Consider the following 18,067-nt stretch of genomic DNA (forward strand, 5'->3'; position numbering starts at 1 on the left):
AACAGCCAAGGCCAAGGCGGGGTGCGCACGAATTACGCATCGAAGGCGGTTTTTGTAGTGCCGAGCCATGCTCGGCATTTCGCCAATAGCAATCCGTGCCCTGCCCCAGACGCTGAGGTTTCGATGCTCGGCTGTGCACCTGGCTGTGCTTACCCATACGCACCGGCCCACTGTCGAGGTGGCGGTACGGGTGGGTTTCCGGGACCGTTGAGCAGCATGGATGCTGCTCACGAGACGCCAGGGATGGATTCACGGCGGGTCCCGGAAACCCACCCGTGCCGACGCCCCTCCCGACAATCCGGCGTGGCTGCCTCTATCATGGTGGCCACTTCCGGGACGGGGCCCTTATGTTCAATCGCAATGTCGGCATCATCCTGCTGATCGCCCTCGCCGCCGGGCTGGGACTGGTCGTGGCGCAGAAGGTCTTCGCGCCCAAGCCGGGCGGTGACCGCCCCGCCACCGAGTCGATCACCTTCTATCCGCAGCCGCGCCCGCTGCCCGATTTCAACCTGGGCCAGTCCGACGGCACCCGGCTGATCCCGGGCGAGCTGAAGGGCCACTGGACCCTGGTGTTCCTGGGCTTCACCTTCTGCCCGGATGTGTGCCCGACCACGCTGGCCGATCTGGCCCAGGCCCAGAAGCAGTGGGAAGCCCTGCCCGAGACGCTGCGCCCGCGGCTGGTCTTCATTTCGGTCGATCCCGAGCGCGATACGCCGGCACGGCTGGGCGAGTACGTGCATGCGTTCCATAAGGACACGCTGGCCGCGACGGCCGATGTGCCCTCGCTGGAGCGTTTCGCCACCTCGCTGGGCTTCGTGTTCCAGAAGGTGCCGGGCAAGCACTTCGATGAGAATCCCGAGGATTACACCCTCGAACACTCGGCCAGCCTGGCCGTGCTGGATCCGGAAGGCCGCCTGGCCGGTCTGATCCGCCCTCCTTTCCAAGCGCAGGCCATCGGCCGCGACCTGCACCTGCTGACCGAGAAATCCGCCCCATGAGTTTGATGACCACGCTGAGCTACGCCCTGCCCCATCGCCTGCTGTCGTCCATGGCGCGCAGACTGGCGTATTCCAGCAACCCGCGGATCTCGCGCTGGCTGATCGACACCGTAACCGCCAAGTTCGGTGTGCATCTGGCTGAAGCGGCCAATCCGGACCCGCGCAGCTACCCGACCTTCAACCAGTTCTTCACCCGGGCGTTGAAGCCGGGCGCGCGCGTGGCCGATGCCGATCCGCGCACGCTGGTGATGCCGGCCGATGGTCGGATCAGCCAGCTGGGCAAGATCGAGGACGGGCGCATCTTCCAGGCCAAGGGCCAGTCCTTCACCGCCGCCGAGCTGCTGGGCGATGCCAAGGATGCCGAGGTCTTCCACCACGGCCTGTTCGCCACGGTGTATCTGTCGCCGAAGGATTACCACCGCGTGCACATGCCATGGACCGGCACGCTGCGCGAGACCGTGCACGTGCCGGGGCGGTTGTTCAGCGTCGGCCCGGCCGCGGTGAACAGGGTGCCGGGGCTGTTCGCCCGCAACGAACGCCTGGTCTGTCACTTCGATACGGACTTCGGCCCGATGGTCTCGGTGATGGTCGGCGCGCTGCTGGTCTCCGGCGTGGAGACGGTGTGGGGCGGCGAGGAGATTCCGGCCTACGGCGATACGATCACGCGCAAGGATTACCGTGGCAAGGGCATCACCCTGGAACGCTTCGCGGAGATGGCGCGCTTCAACTACGGCTCGACCGTGATCGTGCTGCTGCCGCCCGGTGTGGCCGAGTTCGCGCCGCACCTGGATGCAGAGCATGCGGTGCAGTTGGGGCAGGCGCTGGCGACCCTGAAGTGACGGTAGTGCCGGCCGCTGGCCGGCATCGCAGGTATTCCGGGTAGCCGGCCAGCGGCCGGCACTACTGGTAGACCATGCGATCCGCACCAATGAAAACGCCCCGGTTTCCCGGGGCGTTTTTCGTTGTGTCCGGTTCGATCGGATCGCGCCGATCAGATCTCGACCGGGCCGACGTCCATGCCGTCATAGTCTTCCACGCCGTTCGCTTCGGCCAGGGCCTGCAGCTCATGGTTACGGGCATCCAGCGAGGCTTCGGTGTGCACCTCGGCGCGCTCCACGTGCAGCACGTGGTAGGGGTCTTCGCCTTCTTCAAGGTCCGGCTCGAACACTTCCACCAGGGTGTAGCCCAGTTCGACCAGCTTCTCGCCCAGGCCGTGCAGCGGCTCCGGCGTGGTGTTGACGAAGAAGTAGCCCCACAGCATCGGGCCGTTGAGGTCCCAATCGGTGTTTTCACGGATGTTGGCGAACATCTCGTTGATTGCGGTGATATCCATCTGGGTGTCCTGTATGCGTGTTGCGGTGAGCGTCGGCACGTGGCCGAGGCTGCGATGGATGTGCTGGGCCGGGCGGCCACAGGCGTGATGCCGGCGAGCCTACCCGGTTATGGCTTACTTGTCGCAGCCCTGCAGCTTGATGCTCTGGCCCTGCTTGAGGGAATAGGCCGGCGCCTTGAGGCCGTTGGCCCGGGCCAGGGTCGGCACATCGCACTGGAACCTGGCGGCGATCTTGCCGAGGGTCTCGCCCTTGCCGACCTTGTAACTGCGGGCCGGCTTGGCCTTGGGCTTGGCGGCCGGGACGGCTACCGGCGCGGCCGGGGTCACCGCAGGCATGGCCTGCGGCTGGGCCACCGGGACCACGCTGCCCACCGCCACGTTGCCGGTGTAGCTGACCGCCGTAGGCCGCACGATCGCCGCATTGAGGTCGGCGGTGATGAGGGTGCGGGCCAGGTCGGCGCGCGGGCCGCTGACGCAGAACCGGTTGTACAGGCCGGCGATGCGGGTGGTCGCGTTGATGGTGGTGCCGGCCGGAATCCAGCCGTCGGCCTCATAGCGCGGGTTGAGGTTGCGCAGTGCACGCATGTAGCCGTCGCGGGTACCGCTGCTGCCCAGGCAGATGGTCAGCTCGTAGATCGTGGTCGACTTGGCCAGGCGGATCGTGGCCGGCTGCGCGCTGATCTTCGGGAACTCCACGCCGTACTGCTGCGGGTGCAGATAGATCCACGCCGCAGCGATCACCATCGGTACGTAGTCCTTGGTCTCGCCCGGGAACTGGTTGTAGACGCTGTCGGTCCAGAAGCCCTGCCCCGGGTACTGGCGGAACACGCGGATGGCGCGGCCTTCACCGCCGTTGTAACCGGCCAGCGACAGCTCGACGCTGTTGTTGAGCTCGCGCATGCGTTCGTTGAGGTAGGTCGCGCTGGCCTCGGCCGCGCTGCGGGCATCAAAGCGCGTATCAAAGCCGGTGCCGTCCGGGCCCAGCCCGAAGCGACGCCCGGTGGCGGGCATGAACTGCATCAGCCCGGCGGCGCCGGCACGCGAGGAGGCGTGCACGCGCCCGTTGGATTCCTTGGCCATGATCCCGAACAGCAGCGCTTCGGGCAGGCCGCGCTTTTCCCACTCCGGCCACATCACCGCACGCAGGTTCTGGTAGTTCTCGTAACTCGTGAGCAGCGCCGGGCGCATGTCGGTCAACCAGCGGCGGATGCCGGCCTGCACGGCCGGGTTGTACTCGACCATGGTATCGAAGGCGTGCCGCTTGTCGTTGAGCAGCGCGGCAGCGCGGGCCGCTTCGGGCACATCGGCGGCCAGCGGGCCGACATGGTCCGGGTCGGCCTCCAGCAGGGTGCCGTCGGCGATGGCCGTGCCGTCCTCGCTGTCCTGCTGGCTGTCGGCGTTGCTCTTGAGCAGGCGCTTGTAAGTCGGCAGCAGGTTGCTGACCTGGCAGCCCTTCTGGGCCACACAGGCGCTGATCACATCCTCCATGTCCTCCAGCGCGGCGTCGGCCTCGTTGGTGCCCTTGGGGTCGGCATTGTTCACCAGCACCAGCGCCGCGTTGTAGCGCTTCTCGGCGGCTGTCATGCGCTGGTCGAGCGCCTCCACCTTGGCCTTGTCGCGGGCGGAGACGCGCTGGGCATGGGCCTCGGGGACGATCGACAGCATCGCGGCAACGGCCAACAGCGGCCAACCACGGACAAGCAAGACAGGAACGGGCATTTTTGGCACTGTGTGCGAACGATGGGGCAGAGTAGCCGCGCCGCTTGCATCGGGGCAACCCGTCTGCCGGCCGGCCAACGCCGACGTTTAGAATCCCGCCTATTCACACTGCGAGTTGACCATGGATCCGATTCTGCTCGGCAAAGGCATCACCGACGATATCCCCGTGACCCTGCTGCCGCGCCTGGGCAACCGCCATGGCCTGGTGGCCGGCGCGACCGGCACCGGCAAGACCGTCACCCTGATGACGCTGGCCGAGGGTTTCTCGCGGATCGGCGTGCCGGTGTTCCTGGCCGATGTGAAGGGTGACGTGTCCGGCCTGGCCGTACCCGGTACCGGGACCGAGGCGCTGCTGCAGCGCGCGACCGACCTCGGCGTGGCCGACTACGCGCCCGCTGCCAGCCCGACCGTGTTCTGGGACCTGTACGGCAAGCTCGGCCACCCGGTGCGCACCACGGTCAGTGAAATGGGCCCGACCCTGCTCGCGCGCATCCTGGAACTCAACGATACCCAGGCCGGCGTGCTGGACATCGTGTTCAAGCTCGCTGACGACCGCGGCCTGCTGCTGCTCGACCTGGATGATCTGCGCGCCCTGCTCGGCCTGGTCGCCGAGGAGCGCAAGGACATCTCCACCGAATACGGCCTGGTCAGCGCGCAGACCGTGGCGGCGATCCAGCGCTCGCTGCTGCGCCTGTCACAGGACGGCGGCGAAGCGTTCTTCGGCGAGCCTGCGCTGGAGCTGGCCGACCTCATGCGCGTCAACCACGATGGCCGCGGCGTGATCGGCATCCTCGCCGCCGACCAGCTTGTGCTCAAGCCGCGGCTGTATTCCACCTTCCTGCTGTGGCTGCTCTCGGAGCTGTTCGAAACGCTGCCGGAAGTGGGCGATCTGGAGAAGCCGAAGCTGGTCTTCATCTTCGATGAGGCACACCTGCTGTTCGATGACGCACCGCCGGCGCTGGTGCAGCGCATCGAGCAGGTGGTCCGGCTGATCCGCTCCAAGGGCGTGGGCGTCTACTTCTGCTCACAGTTCCCGGATGACGTGCCGGCCAACATTCTCGGGCAGCTCGGCAACCGCGTGCAGCACGCGCTGCGTGCGTTCACGCCGCGCGACCAGAAAGCGGTGAAGGTCGCCGCCGAAACCTTCGTGCCCAATCCCAAACTCGACGTGGCTGCGACGCTGGCCAAGCTGGGGACCGGTGAAGCGCTGGTGTCCACGCTGCAGGACAAGGGCATCCCCTCGCCCGTGCAGCAGACCCAGATCGCGCCACCGCGTTGCCGGATGGGCGCGATCACCGAGGCCGAACGTGCCCAGGTACGTGCCGGCAGCCCGGTCGGCACCCGTTACGACACCGCGATCAACCGCGAATCGGCAGCCGAACTGTTGGCGCAGCGCGCGCAGAAGACCGTCGAACAGGCCGATGCACCCAAAGCCCGTACCCGCCAGCAGGATGAGGCGCAGGAAGGTGGCTTCGGCCAGAGCATCAAGGATGCGATCTTCGGCACCAAGCGCCGCCAGGGCATGATCGAAACCATGGCCAAGCAGACCACGCGCACCGTCGGCACCAAGCTGGGCAACCAGATCGTGCGTGGCCTGCTCGGCGGTATTTTCGGCGGAAAACGCTGATACTTCGTGTCGCGCCCTGTGGCGCGGCACCTTTTGAAGAGCACAAGCAGACCTGATGTCGCGTTGGCGCCCCCCCGCGGAAAAAAGCACGGCCCTGATCACCGCACAGGGCCACCAGCGGCTGAAGACCGAACTGGATGAGCTGTGGCGGCACAAACGCCCGGAAGTGGTGAAGGCACTGGCCGCCGCCGCCGCGGAAGGCGACCGCTCCGAGAATGCCGAGTACACCTATCGCAAGAAGCAGCTGGGCGAGATCGACCGGCGCGTGCGCTATCTGACCAAGCGGCTGGAAGCACTGCGCATTGTCGATACCGCGCCGACCGATCCGAACGCGGTGTTCTTCGGCGCGACGATCGAGCTGGAGAATGTCGACTCGGGCGACATCCACGTGTACCGCATCGTCGGCCCGGACGAGACCGATGCCGGTGCAGGCTGGATCAGCATCGATTCGCCGTTGGCGCGCGCGCTGCTGAAGAAACGCGTGGACGATGAGTTCGAGGTGGAGCTGCCCAGCGGCCGCCATGGGTTCGCGATCCTGTCGGTGGCATACCCCGGCTGACAGGAAGTACATCCACGCATGGAATCACCCCAGCGCTGCGGGATACGCACGACCCTCGCGTAACGGGCGGAAGTAGTCGGCCCGCGCATGGAAGGCCGCATCCTGGTGGACGTGCCACCCGGGAATCCCCGCCAACGGCAACGGCCGCAGTTCCAAGGGATCATTGAGCAGCACACCGTCCGCGATTGCGTGCGCGACCACCGCAATCGCGGCGGCATCGTCATCGCCCTTCACCACCACGCACTTGCCCACCAGCAGGCGCTCCGGGACCAAGGCCTGCTCCAGCAGCGCATGCCCGATCACTGCCGCGACGGCAATGTCGCCGCGTCGCCACAGCCCTGCCCCATCCCCGAACAGCGCCTGCCAGTCGTGCTGGTCCCACGCACGCAGCAGCGCCGGTTCGCGCACACGCACGATCACGCCGCTCTCGTCGAATTGGGTCAACGCGGCCTGCGCCCGGTTGCGCTGCCCTGGCGCCATCGCCGCGATGTGCCGGCACTGCTGCCGGTTGAGCGCGCGCTTGATGGCGGGGTAACGCGCCCAGATCAGGGCATTGAACAGGTCATGCCAGTTGGCCGCACGCGTGGCGATCTGGCCGCGCTCGGCAATGCGGGTTTCATAGTGCAGGCCGTCGGCCAGCAGCATCTCGTTCTGCTCCGCCAGATGCGTGTCCGGCAGCGCGAGGCGTGCATCGAGCGATGCAATGGTGGGCCAGTTCGGCGCCACCATCAGGTCGTTCAGGTCACCCAGCCCGGCGTAGATCGGCTGTGCGAAGCAGGCCGCATCCACCGCCTCGCGCGGCGGCGCGATGAAGCGGCGTCGACCGCCGTGATCGGCCGTCGACGCCGCTGCGTTCACAGCACCTGCAGATCGAACGGCTTGCGCGCTTCCGCCGCGATGATCGCGTCACCAAACAGGTCGTGATCGTCGCTCTCGGTGATCTCGACATCGACGAACTGGCCGACACGCAGCTTGGCCTCGTCGGCATTCTGGATATGCACCAGACCGTCGATCTCCGGCGCATCGGCCTTCGAACGGGCCACCGCGATGCCGTCTTCGATGGCATCGACCAGGCACTGCTGCACGGTGCCGATCTTGGCCTCCAGGCGCGCGGCGGAGATCTCCGCCTGGCGTTCCATGAAGCGGGCCAGGCGCTCCTGCTTCACTTCTTCGGGCACCGCACCGGGCAGATCGTTGGCGGTCGCGCCGGTGACCGGCGAGTAGGCGAACGCGCCCACGCGGTCCAGCTGCGCCTCGTCCAGGAAGCTGAGCAGCTCCTCGAACTCGGCATCGGTCTCGCCCGGGAAGCCGACGATGAAGGTCGAGCGCACGGTGATGTCCGGGCAGAGCTGGCGCCAGCGCTGCACGCGCTCCAGGGTCTTGTCGACCGCGCCCGGGCGCTTCATCAGCTTGAGAATGCGCGGGCTGGCGTGCTGGAACGGGATATCCAGGTAGGGCAGGATCCGGTTCTCGGCCATCAGCGGCACGATCTCGTCCACATGCGGGTACGGGTAGACGTAATGCATGCGGGTCCACGCATCCAGCTCGGACAGGCCTTCGCACAACGCCTTCAAGCGGGTCTGGTAGGCCTTGTCACGCCACATGCGCTCGGCGTACTTCACATCCACGCCATAGGCCGAGGTGTCCTGGGAGACCACCAGCAGTTCCTTGACGCCCCCCCGCACCAGCCGCTCGGCTTCGCGCAGCACCTCATCGACCGGGCGCGAGACCAGCTTGCCACGCATCGAGGGAATGATGCAGAAGCTGCACGTGTGATTGCAGCCTTCGGAAATCTTCAGATAGGCGTAGTGGCGCGGGGTCAGCTTGATACCGTAGTCGGGCACCAGATCCACGAAGGGATCGTGCTTGGGCGGCAGCGCAGCGTGGACGGCCTCCATCACGCTCATGTAGTCCTGCGGGCCCGACACCGCCAACACGTTCGGGTAGGCCTCGCGGATCTGCTCGGGGCGCTTGCCCAGGCAACCGGTGACGATCACCTTGCCGTTGGCGTTCATCGCCTCGCCGATCGCATCCAGCGACTCGGTCACGGCCGAATCGATGAAGCCGCAGGTGTTGACCACCACCACGTCGGCCGCGTCGTAGGAGGGAACGATGTCGTAGCCCTCGGACCGCAACTGGGTGAGGATGCGCTCGGAATCGACAAGGGCCTTCGGGCAGCCAAGGCTGACGAAGCCGACTTTGGGGTTCAGCTGGGACATGGATCGCAAGGACTCTGGGGGCCTGGGCCCATGCCGGAATGGCGTGGGGACCTGGGGCCGGAAACGGCGGCAAGTATACCGGCGTTCAGCCCGCGCCCCTGAACCGGATCGGGCTGATCCCGCCAGATCCGGCATGCCCCCTGACATCGCGCTAACCCGCGCGGGGCCGATAATGAATGCCTGAACCAACGGGAGTCTCGCACCATGGGTGAGTGGATCACACTCGATACGCATTACGGACCGGTCCGCGCCTGGCAGGCGACGCCGGAAGGCAAGCCGCGCGGGGGTCTGGTGGTGATCCAGGAGATCTTCGGCGCCAACCCGCACATCCGCGCGGTGGCCGACGATTACGCCGCCAAGGGCTATGCGGTGCTGGCCCCGTCGTTCTTCGATCTGGTCGGGTCGGCCCCGGACAGCACCGAACCGCCGGAGCTGCCTTACGACAGCGATGGCGTAGCCGCCGGCCTGGCCATGGTCGACGAGCTCGGGGTCGAAAAGGCGCTGGAGATCGTGCGGGCGGCCGCCTCGCGGCTGGCTCCGGCCGGCAGGGTCGGCACCGTCGGCTATTGCTGGGGCGGCAGCATCGCCCTGCTCTCCGCGCTGCGCCTGGGCCTGCCCTCGGTCAGCTATTACGGGGCCCGCAACGTGAAATACCTGGACGAGGCGCCCAAGGCGCCGGTCATGTTCCACTTCGGCGCGCAGGACAAGAGCATCCCGCCGGAGGCGATCAAAGCCCACCGCGAGAAGCTGCCGCAGATGGCCACCTTCGTCTACCCGGCCGATCATGCCTTCAACCGCAGCGTCGGACATGCGTATGATCCAGACAGCGCCCACCTGGCGCTGGAACGCACCCTGGACTTCTTTGCGGAGCATCTTGGATGAGCGAGTTCGAACTGGATTCACGCCTGGCCACCGACAGCGTACTGGTAGCAGAAGGGCCGTTATCGCAAGTGCGATTGATGAACGATGAAAGGTACCCCTGGTTGATCCTGGTCCCGCGCCTGAGCGGCGTGACCGAGTGGATCGATCTGGACGGCGAGCAGCAGGACAAGCTGCGCACCGAATTGAACCGGGCGTGCAAGGCGCTCAAAGGCACGGATGGGGTCGAGAAGATCAACATCGGCTCGCTGGGCAACATCGTGCGACAGCTGCATTTCCATGTGATCGGGCGCCATGTCGGCGATCCGGCTTGGCCGGGCCCGGTCTGGGGCCAGGGGCAGGCACACCGTTTTGATCCACAGGTGCTGGCCGAGCGTGTCGCACACTGGAAGGAACGGCTAGGATATTCGCCCCAGCCCTAGCGGACCCTGCCCCTGATGCGTTCCAACCTTGTCGCCGCCATCGTCCTGATCCTCGTCGGCCTGTTCCTGCTGGCCAGCAATCTGGGCTGGACCAACATGAACATGGGGAAGCTGATCCTCACCTGGTGGCCGGTGGTCCTGGTGGCCGTTGGTATCGGCCTGCTGTTCGGCCGCGGCAAGTAGTGCCGGCCGCTGGCCGGCGACGGCTGAAACGAAAAAAAGCGCGGAGCGATCCGCGCTTTTTTTCATTTGGGACGGTGTTCGTTGCAGACCATGCGACGGCGGCCGACCGACGGCAGGGTCCACGACAGCAGCCGACCAACGCTCGGCCCTACGTCCGGACTACCGGTCACGCGACAGTGCGCCCAGGGTGATCAGGTGCGCGGCAGGGTGACGCCGGTCTGGCCCTGGTACTTGCCGCCGCGATCCTTGTACGAGGTCTCGCAGATATCGTCCTTGTCGGCCTGGAAGAACAGCATCTGCGCCACGCCTTCATTGGCATAGATACGCGCCGGCAACGGCGTGGTGTTGCTGAATTCCAGGGTGACGTGGCCCTCCCATTCCGGCTCCAGCGGGGTCACGTTGACGATGATCCCGCAGCGCGCATAGGTGCTCTTGCCCAGGCACACCACCAGGGTGTCGCGCGGGATGCGGAAGTACTCCACCGTGCGCGCCAGCGCGAAGCTGTTGGGCGGGATGATGCACTCGTCGCCCACGATATCCACGAAGCTGCCCGGGTCGAAGTGCTTGGGATCGACGATGGTGGAGTTGATGTTGGTGAACACCTTGAACTCGCGCGAGCAGCGCACGTCGTAGCCGTAGCTGGAGGTGCCGTAGCTGACGATGCGCTGGCCGTTGGCCTGCTTGACCTGGCCGGCTTCGAACGGCTCGATCATGCCCTGCTGCTCGGCCATCTGACGGATCCAGCGGTCACTCTTGATGCTCATGTAAGGGGGTCCTGGGCTGCGCCGGTTCGGGCCCGCCATTATGCCGCAGCCCCCCTGCCCCGGCACGCGTAGGCGGGGCCGCTGCGGCGACCGCCCCGGCTCAGATCAGCGAGGACAGGATCGGAATGCTGGCGCGCGGGCGCTTGGCCACTTCCTCGATCAGGCGCTGCGCGGCGCGCAGATAGGCCTGGGCGGCCGAGGATTCCGGCGCGGCGGCGGTGATCGGGGTGCCCGCATCGCCCTGCTCGCGGATGCCGATTTCCAGCGGGAGCGAGCCCAGCAGCGGCACCCCGTACTGGGCAGCCATGCGCTCGCCGCCGCCTTCGCCGAACAGATGCTCCACCTGGCCGCAGTTGCTGCAGGTGTGCACGGCCATGTTTTCGACAATGCCCAGCACCGGCACCTCGACCTTCTCGAACATCTTCAGCGCCTTCTTCGCATCCAGCGTGGCGATGTCCTGCGGCGTGGTGACGATCACCGCACCGGCCAGCGGAATCTTCTGGGTCAAGGTCAGCTGGATGTCACCGGTGCCCGGCGGCAGATCGATCAGCAGATAGTCCAGGTCGTCCCACAACGTATCGTTGAAGAACTGCGTCATCGCCGAGGTCGCCATCGGACCGCGCCAGATCATCGGCGTCTCGTCCTCGATCAGATACCCGATCGACATGGTCTCCACCCCGAAGGCGCGCATCGGCTCGATCGACTTGTTGTCCGGACTCTCCGGGCGACCGCTCAGGCCAAGCATCGCCGGTACGCTGGGGCCGTAGATATCGGCATCCAGCAGGCCCACGCGCGCGCCGAGCGCGGCAAGTGCGACAGCCAGGTTGACCGCGGTGGTCGACTTGCCGACCCCGCCTTTGCCTGACCCCACCGCGATCACGTTGCGGATGCGCGGATGCGGCGACAACCCCTTCTGCACTTGGCTGGCGTGGGGACGACGCGTCTGGCTGGCACTCACTGCGGGCACTCCGGAAACACAACAATGGGACGCACCACTATACAACCTTGACTGCACCTGACTGAAAATCGCGATTGCTACGAAACCATGCAATTTTCGTTAAGTTCATGTTACGGTCGAAACGCACTACGTTGAGCGTTTTCCGCGCGTTCCGGGAGGGAATCATTGGCGTCAGTGCTTTCTGTTTTGTTCTATGGACTATCAATGAATTACAGCACCACCGCACGTCGCAACACGCTCGCCGCTGCATTGTTCTCGGCCCTGATCGCCACTGCAGCCGCTCCGGCCATGGCACAGGATAAAGCCACGACGCTGGACAAAGTCACCGTCACCGGCTCGCTGATTCCGCAGACCGATATCGAAACCCAGACTCCGGTGATGTCCATCACCGCGCAGGACATCCAGACCCGCGGCTTCACCAGCGTGGCCGAAGTCCTGCAGCAGTCCTCGCTGACCACCGGCGGCCTCCAGGGCGGCCAGACCTCGGCGTCCTTCACCCAGGGCGCGGAAGCTTCGGGCATGTTCGGCCTGAATCCGGGCTACACCAAGTACCTGATCAACGGCCGTCCGATGATGTCGTACCCGGCGCTGTACAACGGCGGCGATACGTTCAACAACATCAGCGGCATTCCGATCGACATCGTCGAGCGCATTGAAGTCCTGCCGGGCGGCCAGTCGTCGCTGTACGGTTCGGACGCCATTGCCGGCGTGGTCAACATCATCCTCAAGGAACGCATGGACGGCGGCAGCATCTCCGTTCGTGGCGGCACCTACACCGAAGGCGGCGGCAACAGCGTGCGCTTCAGCGGCGCGCATGGTTTCAGCGCGTTCGATGACCGCTTCAACGCACTGGTCAACGTGCAGATCGAGTCGAGCAACCCGATCTGGGGCTACCAGCGCGACCTGACCCGCACCACCAATGCCAACGGCTACACCGCACAGCTGCCGAGCAATGATTTCGCCGTCATCGACGCCGATACCAACCGCCTGTACATGATGGACCCGAACAACTGCGCCAACGTGGCCGGCCAGTTCGGCGGTACCACGGTGCTGGGCAATCGCCCGACCGGCCAGTCGTGCGGTACCTACTTCGGCGCCGGCTACAAGACGCTGAAGAACGGCAAGGACAGCGGCCAGTTCTATTCCGCGATGACCTTCGACGTCAACGACAACCTGCAGCTGTTCGCCGACGTGCTGTACAGCAAGGAAAAGACCGAGTACACCTCCGGCTCCAGCTACCTGTGGTGGGGCACCAAGAGCGGCATGGGCGGCTTCTACGACCAGTCCTCGGGCAAGGTGGTGAACCTGCAGCGTGCATTCGCACCGGAAGACATCGGTGGCCAGGGCTACAACGACGTCCTCAACAGTGACGAGAGCCGCTCCTACCAGGTGACCCTGGGCGCGAAGGGCATGGCCGGCAACTGGGACTACAGCGCCAGCTTCACCCGCGGTGAGTACAAGCTCACCGAAAACAAGTTCATGCGTTGGAAGGACCCGATCAACAACTACTTCGCCGAACACGTCCTGGGCCCGCAGCTGGGCACCACGGCCGATGGCTGGGGCATCTACAACCCGAACTACGACGCGTTCTACTCGCCGATCTCGCCGGAAGATTTCGCCAGCTTCACCGGCTACGCGACCAACCGCAGCCGTACCTGGCAGAACCTGGGCCGCGTGCAGATCACCAACGGCTCGCTGTTCTCGCTGCCGGGCGGTGACGCCGGTTTCGCGGTCGTGGTCGAAGGTGGCAGCGAAGGCTGGGATTACTCGCCCGACCAGCGTCTGCTCGACGGGCAGGTGTGGGGTTCGTCGGCCGTGGCCGGCAATGGCCACCGCAGCAACTATGCGGTGACCTCCGAGCTGCGCGTGCCGGTCCTGGAGCAGGTCACGGTGACCGCCTCGGGTCGCTACGATGCGTTCAAGATCGCCGACAACACCGTCGACAAGGCCACCTACAGCCTGGGCCTGGAATACCGCCCGATCGACAGCCTGCTGTTCCGCGGCAAGTACGGCACCGCGTTCCGCGCACCGACCCTGTCCGATGCCTTCCAGGGCAAGAGCGGGTACTACGCGGCCAACTCGACCGATTACTACCGCTGCGGCACCCTGGGTTATGCACCGGGCAATACCGCCGACTGCCGTTACCACGACAACGTCTCGGTGTACTCCGAGCGTGCCGGCAACCCGGACCTGGAGCCGATCACGGCCGACGTCTGGAACGCCGGCGTGGTCTGGGCACCGATGGCGAACCTGTCGATCTCGGCCGACTACTACAACTGGAAGATCGAGAACGAAGTCGATACGGCCAGCACCGACCAGTTGCTGCTGGCCGAGTACTACTGCCGCAACGGCCTGCCGAACGGTTCCTCGGCCAGCTGCCAGAACGTGGCGGACTGGGTCGTGCGCGACGCCGCCGGCAACCTGAGCAGCCTGTACACCCCGAAGATGAACGTGGCCCGCCAGAACCTGCAGGCCGTGACCGTCGGCTTCAAGTATCTGCAGGACATCGGCCGTTTCGGCTCGCTGCAGTTCTCGGCCAACTACACCAACATGCTCAAGCGTGAAGTGCAGTCGCAGCCGGGCGAAGAGTTCCAGGATCTGCTGGGCAACCCGATCGCGATGTGGAACTACGACAACTTCGCCAAGGTCCGCAGCGATGCGTCCGTGGGCTGGTCGATCGACAAGTTCACCACCACGCTGTACGCGAACTACATCGGCAAGACCCCGAACTACCTGGCCGGCATCAATGGCTATGACTACGTCCACCCGGCATCGGGCAAGGCCGCAGGCAAGTGGGGTTCCTACACCACGTACAACCTGAGCGTGAACTATCGCGCACAGGACGACCTGACGCTCTCGCTGATGGTCAACAACGTGTTCAACAAGATGCCCGACGGCCAGGCTTACAGCTACCTGGGCACCTCGGGTGCGCCGTACAACACCGGCCTGTACAACGCATACGGCCGTGCCGTGTACGTCCAGGCCAAGTACGACTTCGGCAAGTAATCGCCGCAGGCAGCACCGGCGACCGTGCAGGGCCCTGCCCTGCCGGTTCGCCAACCGGAACGCCCCGAAAGGGGCGTTTCGCGTTTGTGCACCTGCAACCGGCGTGATGCCCGTCCGCCTGCCTGGCTACAACGACATGCGCCGCCTCAACAGGGGCATGTGCATGTCCGACGTTTTCATGGCGCGATGCGCCTATGGGACAGGCATATGCACACCGATCTCAGTTGTTAATTACGAGCCATATTCAGCATTCACTCATTGACGAAACATAAATAAAATTTCATTTAGTCCCAGGCAATTGTTTTTCAACGCCTTTCACTTTCCGTCAACGCTCAGCGCTTATCGACGATGACCATTCAGAGAATTTCACGTTAAGCGTGTGTTACGTTCGCCGCACGCCGGTTTCAACTGAACGCAGAATGAAACCACCAAGGACGGCCGCCCAGGCCTGATACCGGTTCGTTGTTGAACGCAGTCAAGAAGTCCCATGGAAGGGAAAGCCACGACATCACTACTACACGGGGTTGCACATGTCTTGCCAAGGTAATTCGATCTCGCGTCATCCGCTTGCCGCTGCCGTTCTCACCGGCCTGCTGCTCACCAGCGCCTCCGTCTTCGCACAGGACAACGCCGCCACCAATCTCGATCGTGTCACTGTCACCGGGTCCTTGATCCCGCAGACCGAGATCGAGAACCACACGCCGGTCCTGACTGTCACCGCCGAAGACATCCAGACCCGCGGCTTCACCAGCATCTCCGAAGTCCTGCAGCAGTCTTCGCTGACCACCGGTGGCCTGCAGGGCGGCCAGACCGCCGCCTCGTTCACCCAGGGCGCTGAAGCGGCCGGCATGTTCGGCCTGGATCCGGGCTATACCAAGTACCTGATCAATGGCCGGCCGATGCTGCAGTACCCGGCGCTGTACAACGGCAGCGACGCGTTCAACAACCTCAGCGGCATTCCGATCGACATCGTCGAGCGCATTGAGATCCTGCCGGGCGGCCAGTCCTCCCTGTACGGCTCGGATGCGATCGCCGGTGTGGTCAACATCATCCTGAAAGAACGCATGGACGGCGGCGTGCTCAACGTCCGCGGGGGCGCCACCACCGAAGGCGGCGGCAACAACATCCGCGTCAGCGGTGCCAAGGGCTTCAACAGCGCCGATGACCGCTTCAATGCGCTGGTCAATGTGCAGTACGAAAAGAGCAACCCGATCTGGGGCTACCAGCGCGACCTGACCCGCACCAACAACCGCGTCGGCTACAGCGCGCAGGTGCCGGCCAACGATTTCCTGGTCTATCTGCCGGCGGACAACAACGCGTTCGTGATGATGGATCCGACCCGCTGCGCCAGCGTCGCCGGCCAGTTCGGCGGCACCACCGTGCTGGGCACCCGCGCGGCCGGCGAGTCCTGCGGTTCGGCCTACGGCGCCGGCTACCGCACACTGAAGAACGACAAGGAGAGCAGCCAGTTCTACAGCTCGATGACGTTCGATGTGAACGACAACTTCACCCTGTTCGCCGATGCGTTGTACAGCCTGGAAGAGGTCAAGTACACGCCGGGTTCGGGCTATACGTTCTGGGGCAGCGACCTGAGTTTCGGCGCGTTCTATGACCAGGACACCGATCAGTACATGAACCTGCAGCGCGCGTTCGCGCCCGAAGACATCGGGCCGAACGGCTACAAGGACATCCTCAACACCGACCGCAACAAGGCCTACCAGGTCACCCTGGGCGGGCGTGGCACCTTCGGCAACTGGGACTACAGCGCCAGCTTCAGCCGCGGCGAGTACAAGCTCACCGAGCGCGGCTTCGTGCGCTGGGCCGATGACATCGACAGCTACTTCGAAGACCGCGTGCTCGGCCCGGTGCTGGGCACCACCGATGACGGCTACAACATCTACAGCCCGAACTGGGGCGCGTTCTATTCGCAGCTGCCGGCCGGTGATTTCCAGAGCTTCACCGGCTACACCTACAACCAGAGCAAGACCTGGCAGAACCTGGGCCGCTTCCAGATCACCAACGGCTCGCTGTTCACCCTGCCCGGTGGCGATGCAGGTTTCGCCGTGGTCGCCGAAGCCGGCAGCGAAGGCTGGGACTACCGCCCGGACGAGCGCTTGATGGATGGCAGCGTGTGGGGCACCACCTCGGTAGCCGGCAATGGCCATCGCAGCAACTACGCCGTCACCTCCGAACTGCGCCTGCCGCTGATCGACTCGCTGACCGTCACCGGTTCGGGCCGCTATGACGCCTACAAGATCGCCGACAACACCGTCGACAAGGCCACCTACAGCATCGGCGTAGAGTTCCGTCCGATCGAAAGCCTGCTGTTCCGCGGCAAGTACGGCACTGCGTTCCGTGCGCCGACCCTGCCCGATGCCTTCCAGGGCGAGAGCGGCTACTACGCCAACGGCGCGGTCGATTACTACCGTTGCGGCCAGCTCGGCTACGCCCCGGCCGATACCCTGGCCTGCCCGTACGGCAACGAATCGGTGTTCGGCGTGCAGGCCGGCAACACCGAGCTGGAACCGATCACCGCCGATGTCTGGAATGCCGGCGTGGTCTGGGCACCGATGAACAACCTCTCTGTCTCGGTGGACTACTACAACTGGAAGATCGACAACGAAGTCGACACCCTGAGCTCGGACCAGCTGCTGCGCGCGGAATACTACTGCCGCAATGGCCAGGGCAACCCGACCTCGGCCAGCTGCGAGAACGTCGCGGACTGGATCACCCGCGATGCCGCCGGCAACATCGAGCAGATCTTCACGCCCAAGCTCAACGTCGCGCGCCAGAACCTGCAGGCCCTGACGGCCAGCTTCAAGTACGTGCAGGACATCGGACGCTTCGGCTCGCTGCAGTTCGCCAGCAACTACACCAACATCCTCAAGCGCGAGCTGCAGCCGCAGCCGGGCGATGACTACCTGGATCTGCTGCGCGACCCGTATGCGATGTGGTACTACGACGCCTACGCCAAGGTCCGTACCGATGGGTCGGTGGGCTGGGCCAAGGACCGCTGGACCACCACGCTGTACTTCAACTACATCGGCAAGACGCCGAACTACATGTCCTACCTGGGCGAGAGCTTCGACTACGTCCACCCGTCCGGTTACAAGGCTGGCAAGTGGGGCTCGTACACCACCTACAACCTGAGCGTGAACTACCGGGCGTTGGACAACCTCACCCTCTCGGTGATGGTCAACAACGTGTTCAACAAGATGCCCGACGGCCAGGCCCACAGCTACGCCGGCAACATCGCCTCGCCGTACAACAGCAGCATCTACAACCCGTACGGCCGCGCGGTGTATGTGCAGGCCAAGTACGATTTCGGCACCAAGACCAACTGAGCCGCCCCCAGGGATGACACCCCCAGGCCCCGCCGCAAGGCGGGGCTTTTCTTGTC

General features: G+C 65.1%; 15 protein-coding genes. 9 read left to right on the forward strand and 6 right to left on the reverse strand.

The features are described 5' to 3' along the window. Nucleotides 1-347 precede the first annotated feature (347 nt). Nucleotides 348-998: an SCO family protein gene (locus tag ACW6W5_RS17285; RefSeq protein ID WP_152154411.1), complete on the forward strand. Its 651-nt coding sequence runs from the start codon at nt 348-350 to the stop codon at nt 996-998. Then, a complete protein-coding gene (gene asd, locus ACW6W5_RS17290; protein WP_152154413.1) occupies nt 995-1,837 on the forward strand; it encodes an archaetidylserine decarboxylase in 843 nt (280 codons plus the stop codon). The genes ACW6W5_RS17285 and asd overlap by 4 nt, the downstream gene beginning before the upstream one ends. Nucleotides 1,838-1,989: 152 nt before the next feature. On the opposite strand, the gene ACW6W5_RS17295 is transcribed toward asd, so the two are convergent. Continuing rightward, nucleotides 1,990-2,331 carry a ribonuclease E inhibitor RraB gene (locus ACW6W5_RS17295; RefSeq protein ID WP_121038480.1) on the reverse strand — a complete coding sequence of 114 codons (342 nt, stop codon included), beginning with the start codon at nt 2,329-2,331 and terminating at the stop codon, nt 1,990-1,992. Between the two features lie 114 nt (nt 2,332-2,445). Next, complete coding sequence (locus tag ACW6W5_RS17300; protein ID WP_121038484.1) at nt 2,446-4,050, reverse strand: transglycosylase SLT domain-containing protein; 1,605 nt, start codon at nt 4,048-4,050, stop codon at nt 2,446-2,448. Between the two features lie 121 nt (nt 4,051-4,171). Between ACW6W5_RS17300 and ACW6W5_RS17305 the strand changes: the two genes are divergently transcribed. Together ACW6W5_RS17305 and greB are read left to right on the forward strand one after the other, a co-directional pair. Further along, nucleotides 4,172-5,677, forward strand: a complete 1,506-nt coding sequence (locus ACW6W5_RS17305) for a helicase HerA-like domain-containing protein (RefSeq protein WP_121038487.1) — start codon at nt 4,172-4,174, stop codon at nt 5,675-5,677. A 55-nt stretch (nt 5,678-5,732) separates the two neighbouring features. Beyond that, complete coding sequence (gene greB / locus ACW6W5_RS17310) at nt 5,733-6,236, forward strand: transcription elongation factor GreB (protein ID WP_121038490.1); 504 nt, start codon at nt 5,733-5,735, stop codon at nt 6,234-6,236. A 24-nt stretch (nt 6,237-6,260) separates the two neighbouring features. Here the strand turns inward: greB and ACW6W5_RS17315 are convergent, their stop codons facing one another. Continuing rightward, entirely contained in the window at nt 6,261-7,094 is an 834-nt protein-coding gene (locus ACW6W5_RS17315) for a DUF3025 domain-containing protein (protein WP_152154415.1), read from the reverse strand. Beyond that, complete coding sequence (gene rimO / locus ACW6W5_RS17320; protein WP_121038495.1) at nt 7,091-8,455, reverse strand: 30S ribosomal protein S12 methylthiotransferase RimO; 1,365 nt, start codon at nt 8,453-8,455, stop codon at nt 7,091-7,093. The genes ACW6W5_RS17315 and rimO overlap by 4 nt, the downstream gene beginning before the upstream one ends. Before the next feature lie 204 nt (nt 8,456-8,659). On the opposite strand from rimO, the gene ACW6W5_RS17325 reads away from it, so the two are divergent. From ACW6W5_RS17325 to ACW6W5_RS17335, 3 genes are read left to right on the forward strand one after another with little or no spacing between them, the layout of a single operon-like run. Then, nucleotides 8,660-9,337 (forward strand): dienelactone hydrolase family protein, encoded by a 678-nt coding sequence (locus ACW6W5_RS17325; protein ID WP_152154417.1) that lies wholly within the window; start codon nt 8,660-8,662, stop codon nt 9,335-9,337. Beyond that, nucleotides 9,334-9,756, forward strand: coding sequence for an HIT domain-containing protein (locus ACW6W5_RS17330; protein WP_121038502.1), 423 nt, complete (start codon nt 9,334-9,336; stop codon nt 9,754-9,756). Before ACW6W5_RS17325 ends, ACW6W5_RS17330 begins: the two co-directional genes overlap by 4 nt. Before the next feature lie 15 nt (nt 9,757-9,771). Next, nucleotides 9,772-9,939: a LiaI-LiaF-like domain-containing protein gene (locus ACW6W5_RS17335; protein ID WP_019182647.1), complete on the forward strand. Its 168-nt coding sequence runs from the start codon at nt 9,772-9,774 to the stop codon at nt 9,937-9,939. 191 nt (nt 9,940-10,130) lie between these two features. Here ACW6W5_RS17335 and dcd read toward each other — a convergent pair whose 3' ends face one another. Next, complete coding sequence (gene dcd, locus ACW6W5_RS17340) at nt 10,131-10,703, reverse strand: dCTP deaminase (protein WP_088433273.1); 573 nt, start codon at nt 10,701-10,703, stop codon at nt 10,131-10,133. A 100-nt stretch (nt 10,704-10,803) separates the two neighbouring features. Continuing rightward, nucleotides 10,804-11,661, reverse strand: coding sequence for an iron-sulfur cluster carrier protein ApbC (apbC, locus tag ACW6W5_RS17345; protein ID WP_183073681.1), 858 nt, complete (start codon nt 11,659-11,661; stop codon nt 10,804-10,806). A 204-nt stretch (nt 11,662-11,865) separates the two neighbouring features. Here apbC and ACW6W5_RS17350 point away from each other — a divergent pair, with 204 nt between their 5' ends. Beyond that, nucleotides 11,866-14,667, forward strand: coding sequence for a TonB-dependent receptor domain-containing protein (locus tag ACW6W5_RS17350; protein WP_152154419.1), 2,802 nt, complete (start codon nt 11,866-11,868; stop codon nt 14,665-14,667). Nucleotides 14,668-15,197: 530 nt separating this feature from the next. After that, on the forward strand, nt 15,198-18,011 hold the full coding sequence (locus ACW6W5_RS17355) for a TonB-dependent receptor plug domain-containing protein (protein WP_152154421.1): 2,814 nt from the start codon (nt 15,198-15,200) through the stop codon (nt 18,009-18,011). Nucleotides 18,012-18,067: the final 56 nt, after the last annotated feature.

The sequence above is a fragment of the Stenotrophomonas sp. IS26 genome (genome assembly GCF_054188265.1).

What these genes read in the sequence shown, in the direction of transcription:
- ACW6W5_RS17285 (WP_152154411.1), top strand. Translation starts at nt 348, where the DNA reads ATGTTCAATCGCAATGTCGGCATCATCCTGCTGATCGCCCTCGCCGCC.
- asd (WP_152154413.1), top strand. Translation starts at nt 995, where the DNA reads ATGAGTTTGATGACCACGCTGAGCTACGCCCTGCCCCATCGCCTGCTG.
- ACW6W5_RS17295 (WP_121038480.1), bottom strand. Translation starts at nt 2,331, where the DNA reads ATGGATATCACCGCAATCAACGAGATGTTCGCCAACATCCGTGAAAAC.
- ACW6W5_RS17300 (WP_121038484.1), bottom strand. Translation starts at nt 4,050, where the DNA reads ATGCCCGTTCCTGTCTTGCTTGTCCGTGGTTGGCCGCTGTTGGCCGTT.
- ACW6W5_RS17305 (WP_121038487.1), top strand. Translation starts at nt 4,172, where the DNA reads ATGGATCCGATTCTGCTCGGCAAAGGCATCACCGACGATATCCCCGTG.
- greB (WP_121038490.1), top strand. Translation starts at nt 5,733, where the DNA reads ATGTCGCGTTGGCGCCCCCCCGCGGAAAAAAGCACGGCCCTGATCACC.
- rimO (WP_121038495.1), bottom strand. Translation starts at nt 8,455, where the DNA reads ATGTCCCAGCTGAACCCCAAAGTCGGCTTCGTCAGCCTTGGCTGCCCG.
- ACW6W5_RS17325 (WP_152154417.1), top strand. Translation starts at nt 8,660, where the DNA reads ATGGGTGAGTGGATCACACTCGATACGCATTACGGACCGGTCCGCGCC.
- ACW6W5_RS17330 (WP_121038502.1), top strand. Translation starts at nt 9,334, where the DNA reads ATGAGCGAGTTCGAACTGGATTCACGCCTGGCCACCGACAGCGTACTG.
- ACW6W5_RS17335 (WP_019182647.1), top strand. Translation starts at nt 9,772, where the DNA reads ATGCGTTCCAACCTTGTCGCCGCCATCGTCCTGATCCTCGTCGGCCTG.
- dcd (WP_088433273.1), bottom strand. Translation starts at nt 10,703, where the DNA reads ATGAGCATCAAGAGTGACCGCTGGATCCGTCAGATGGCCGAGCAGCAG.
- ACW6W5_RS17350 (WP_152154419.1), top strand. Translation starts at nt 11,866, where the DNA reads ATGAATTACAGCACCACCGCACGTCGCAACACGCTCGCCGCTGCATTG.
- ACW6W5_RS17355 (WP_152154421.1), top strand. Translation starts at nt 15,198, where the DNA reads ATGTCTTGCCAAGGTAATTCGATCTCGCGTCATCCGCTTGCCGCTGCC.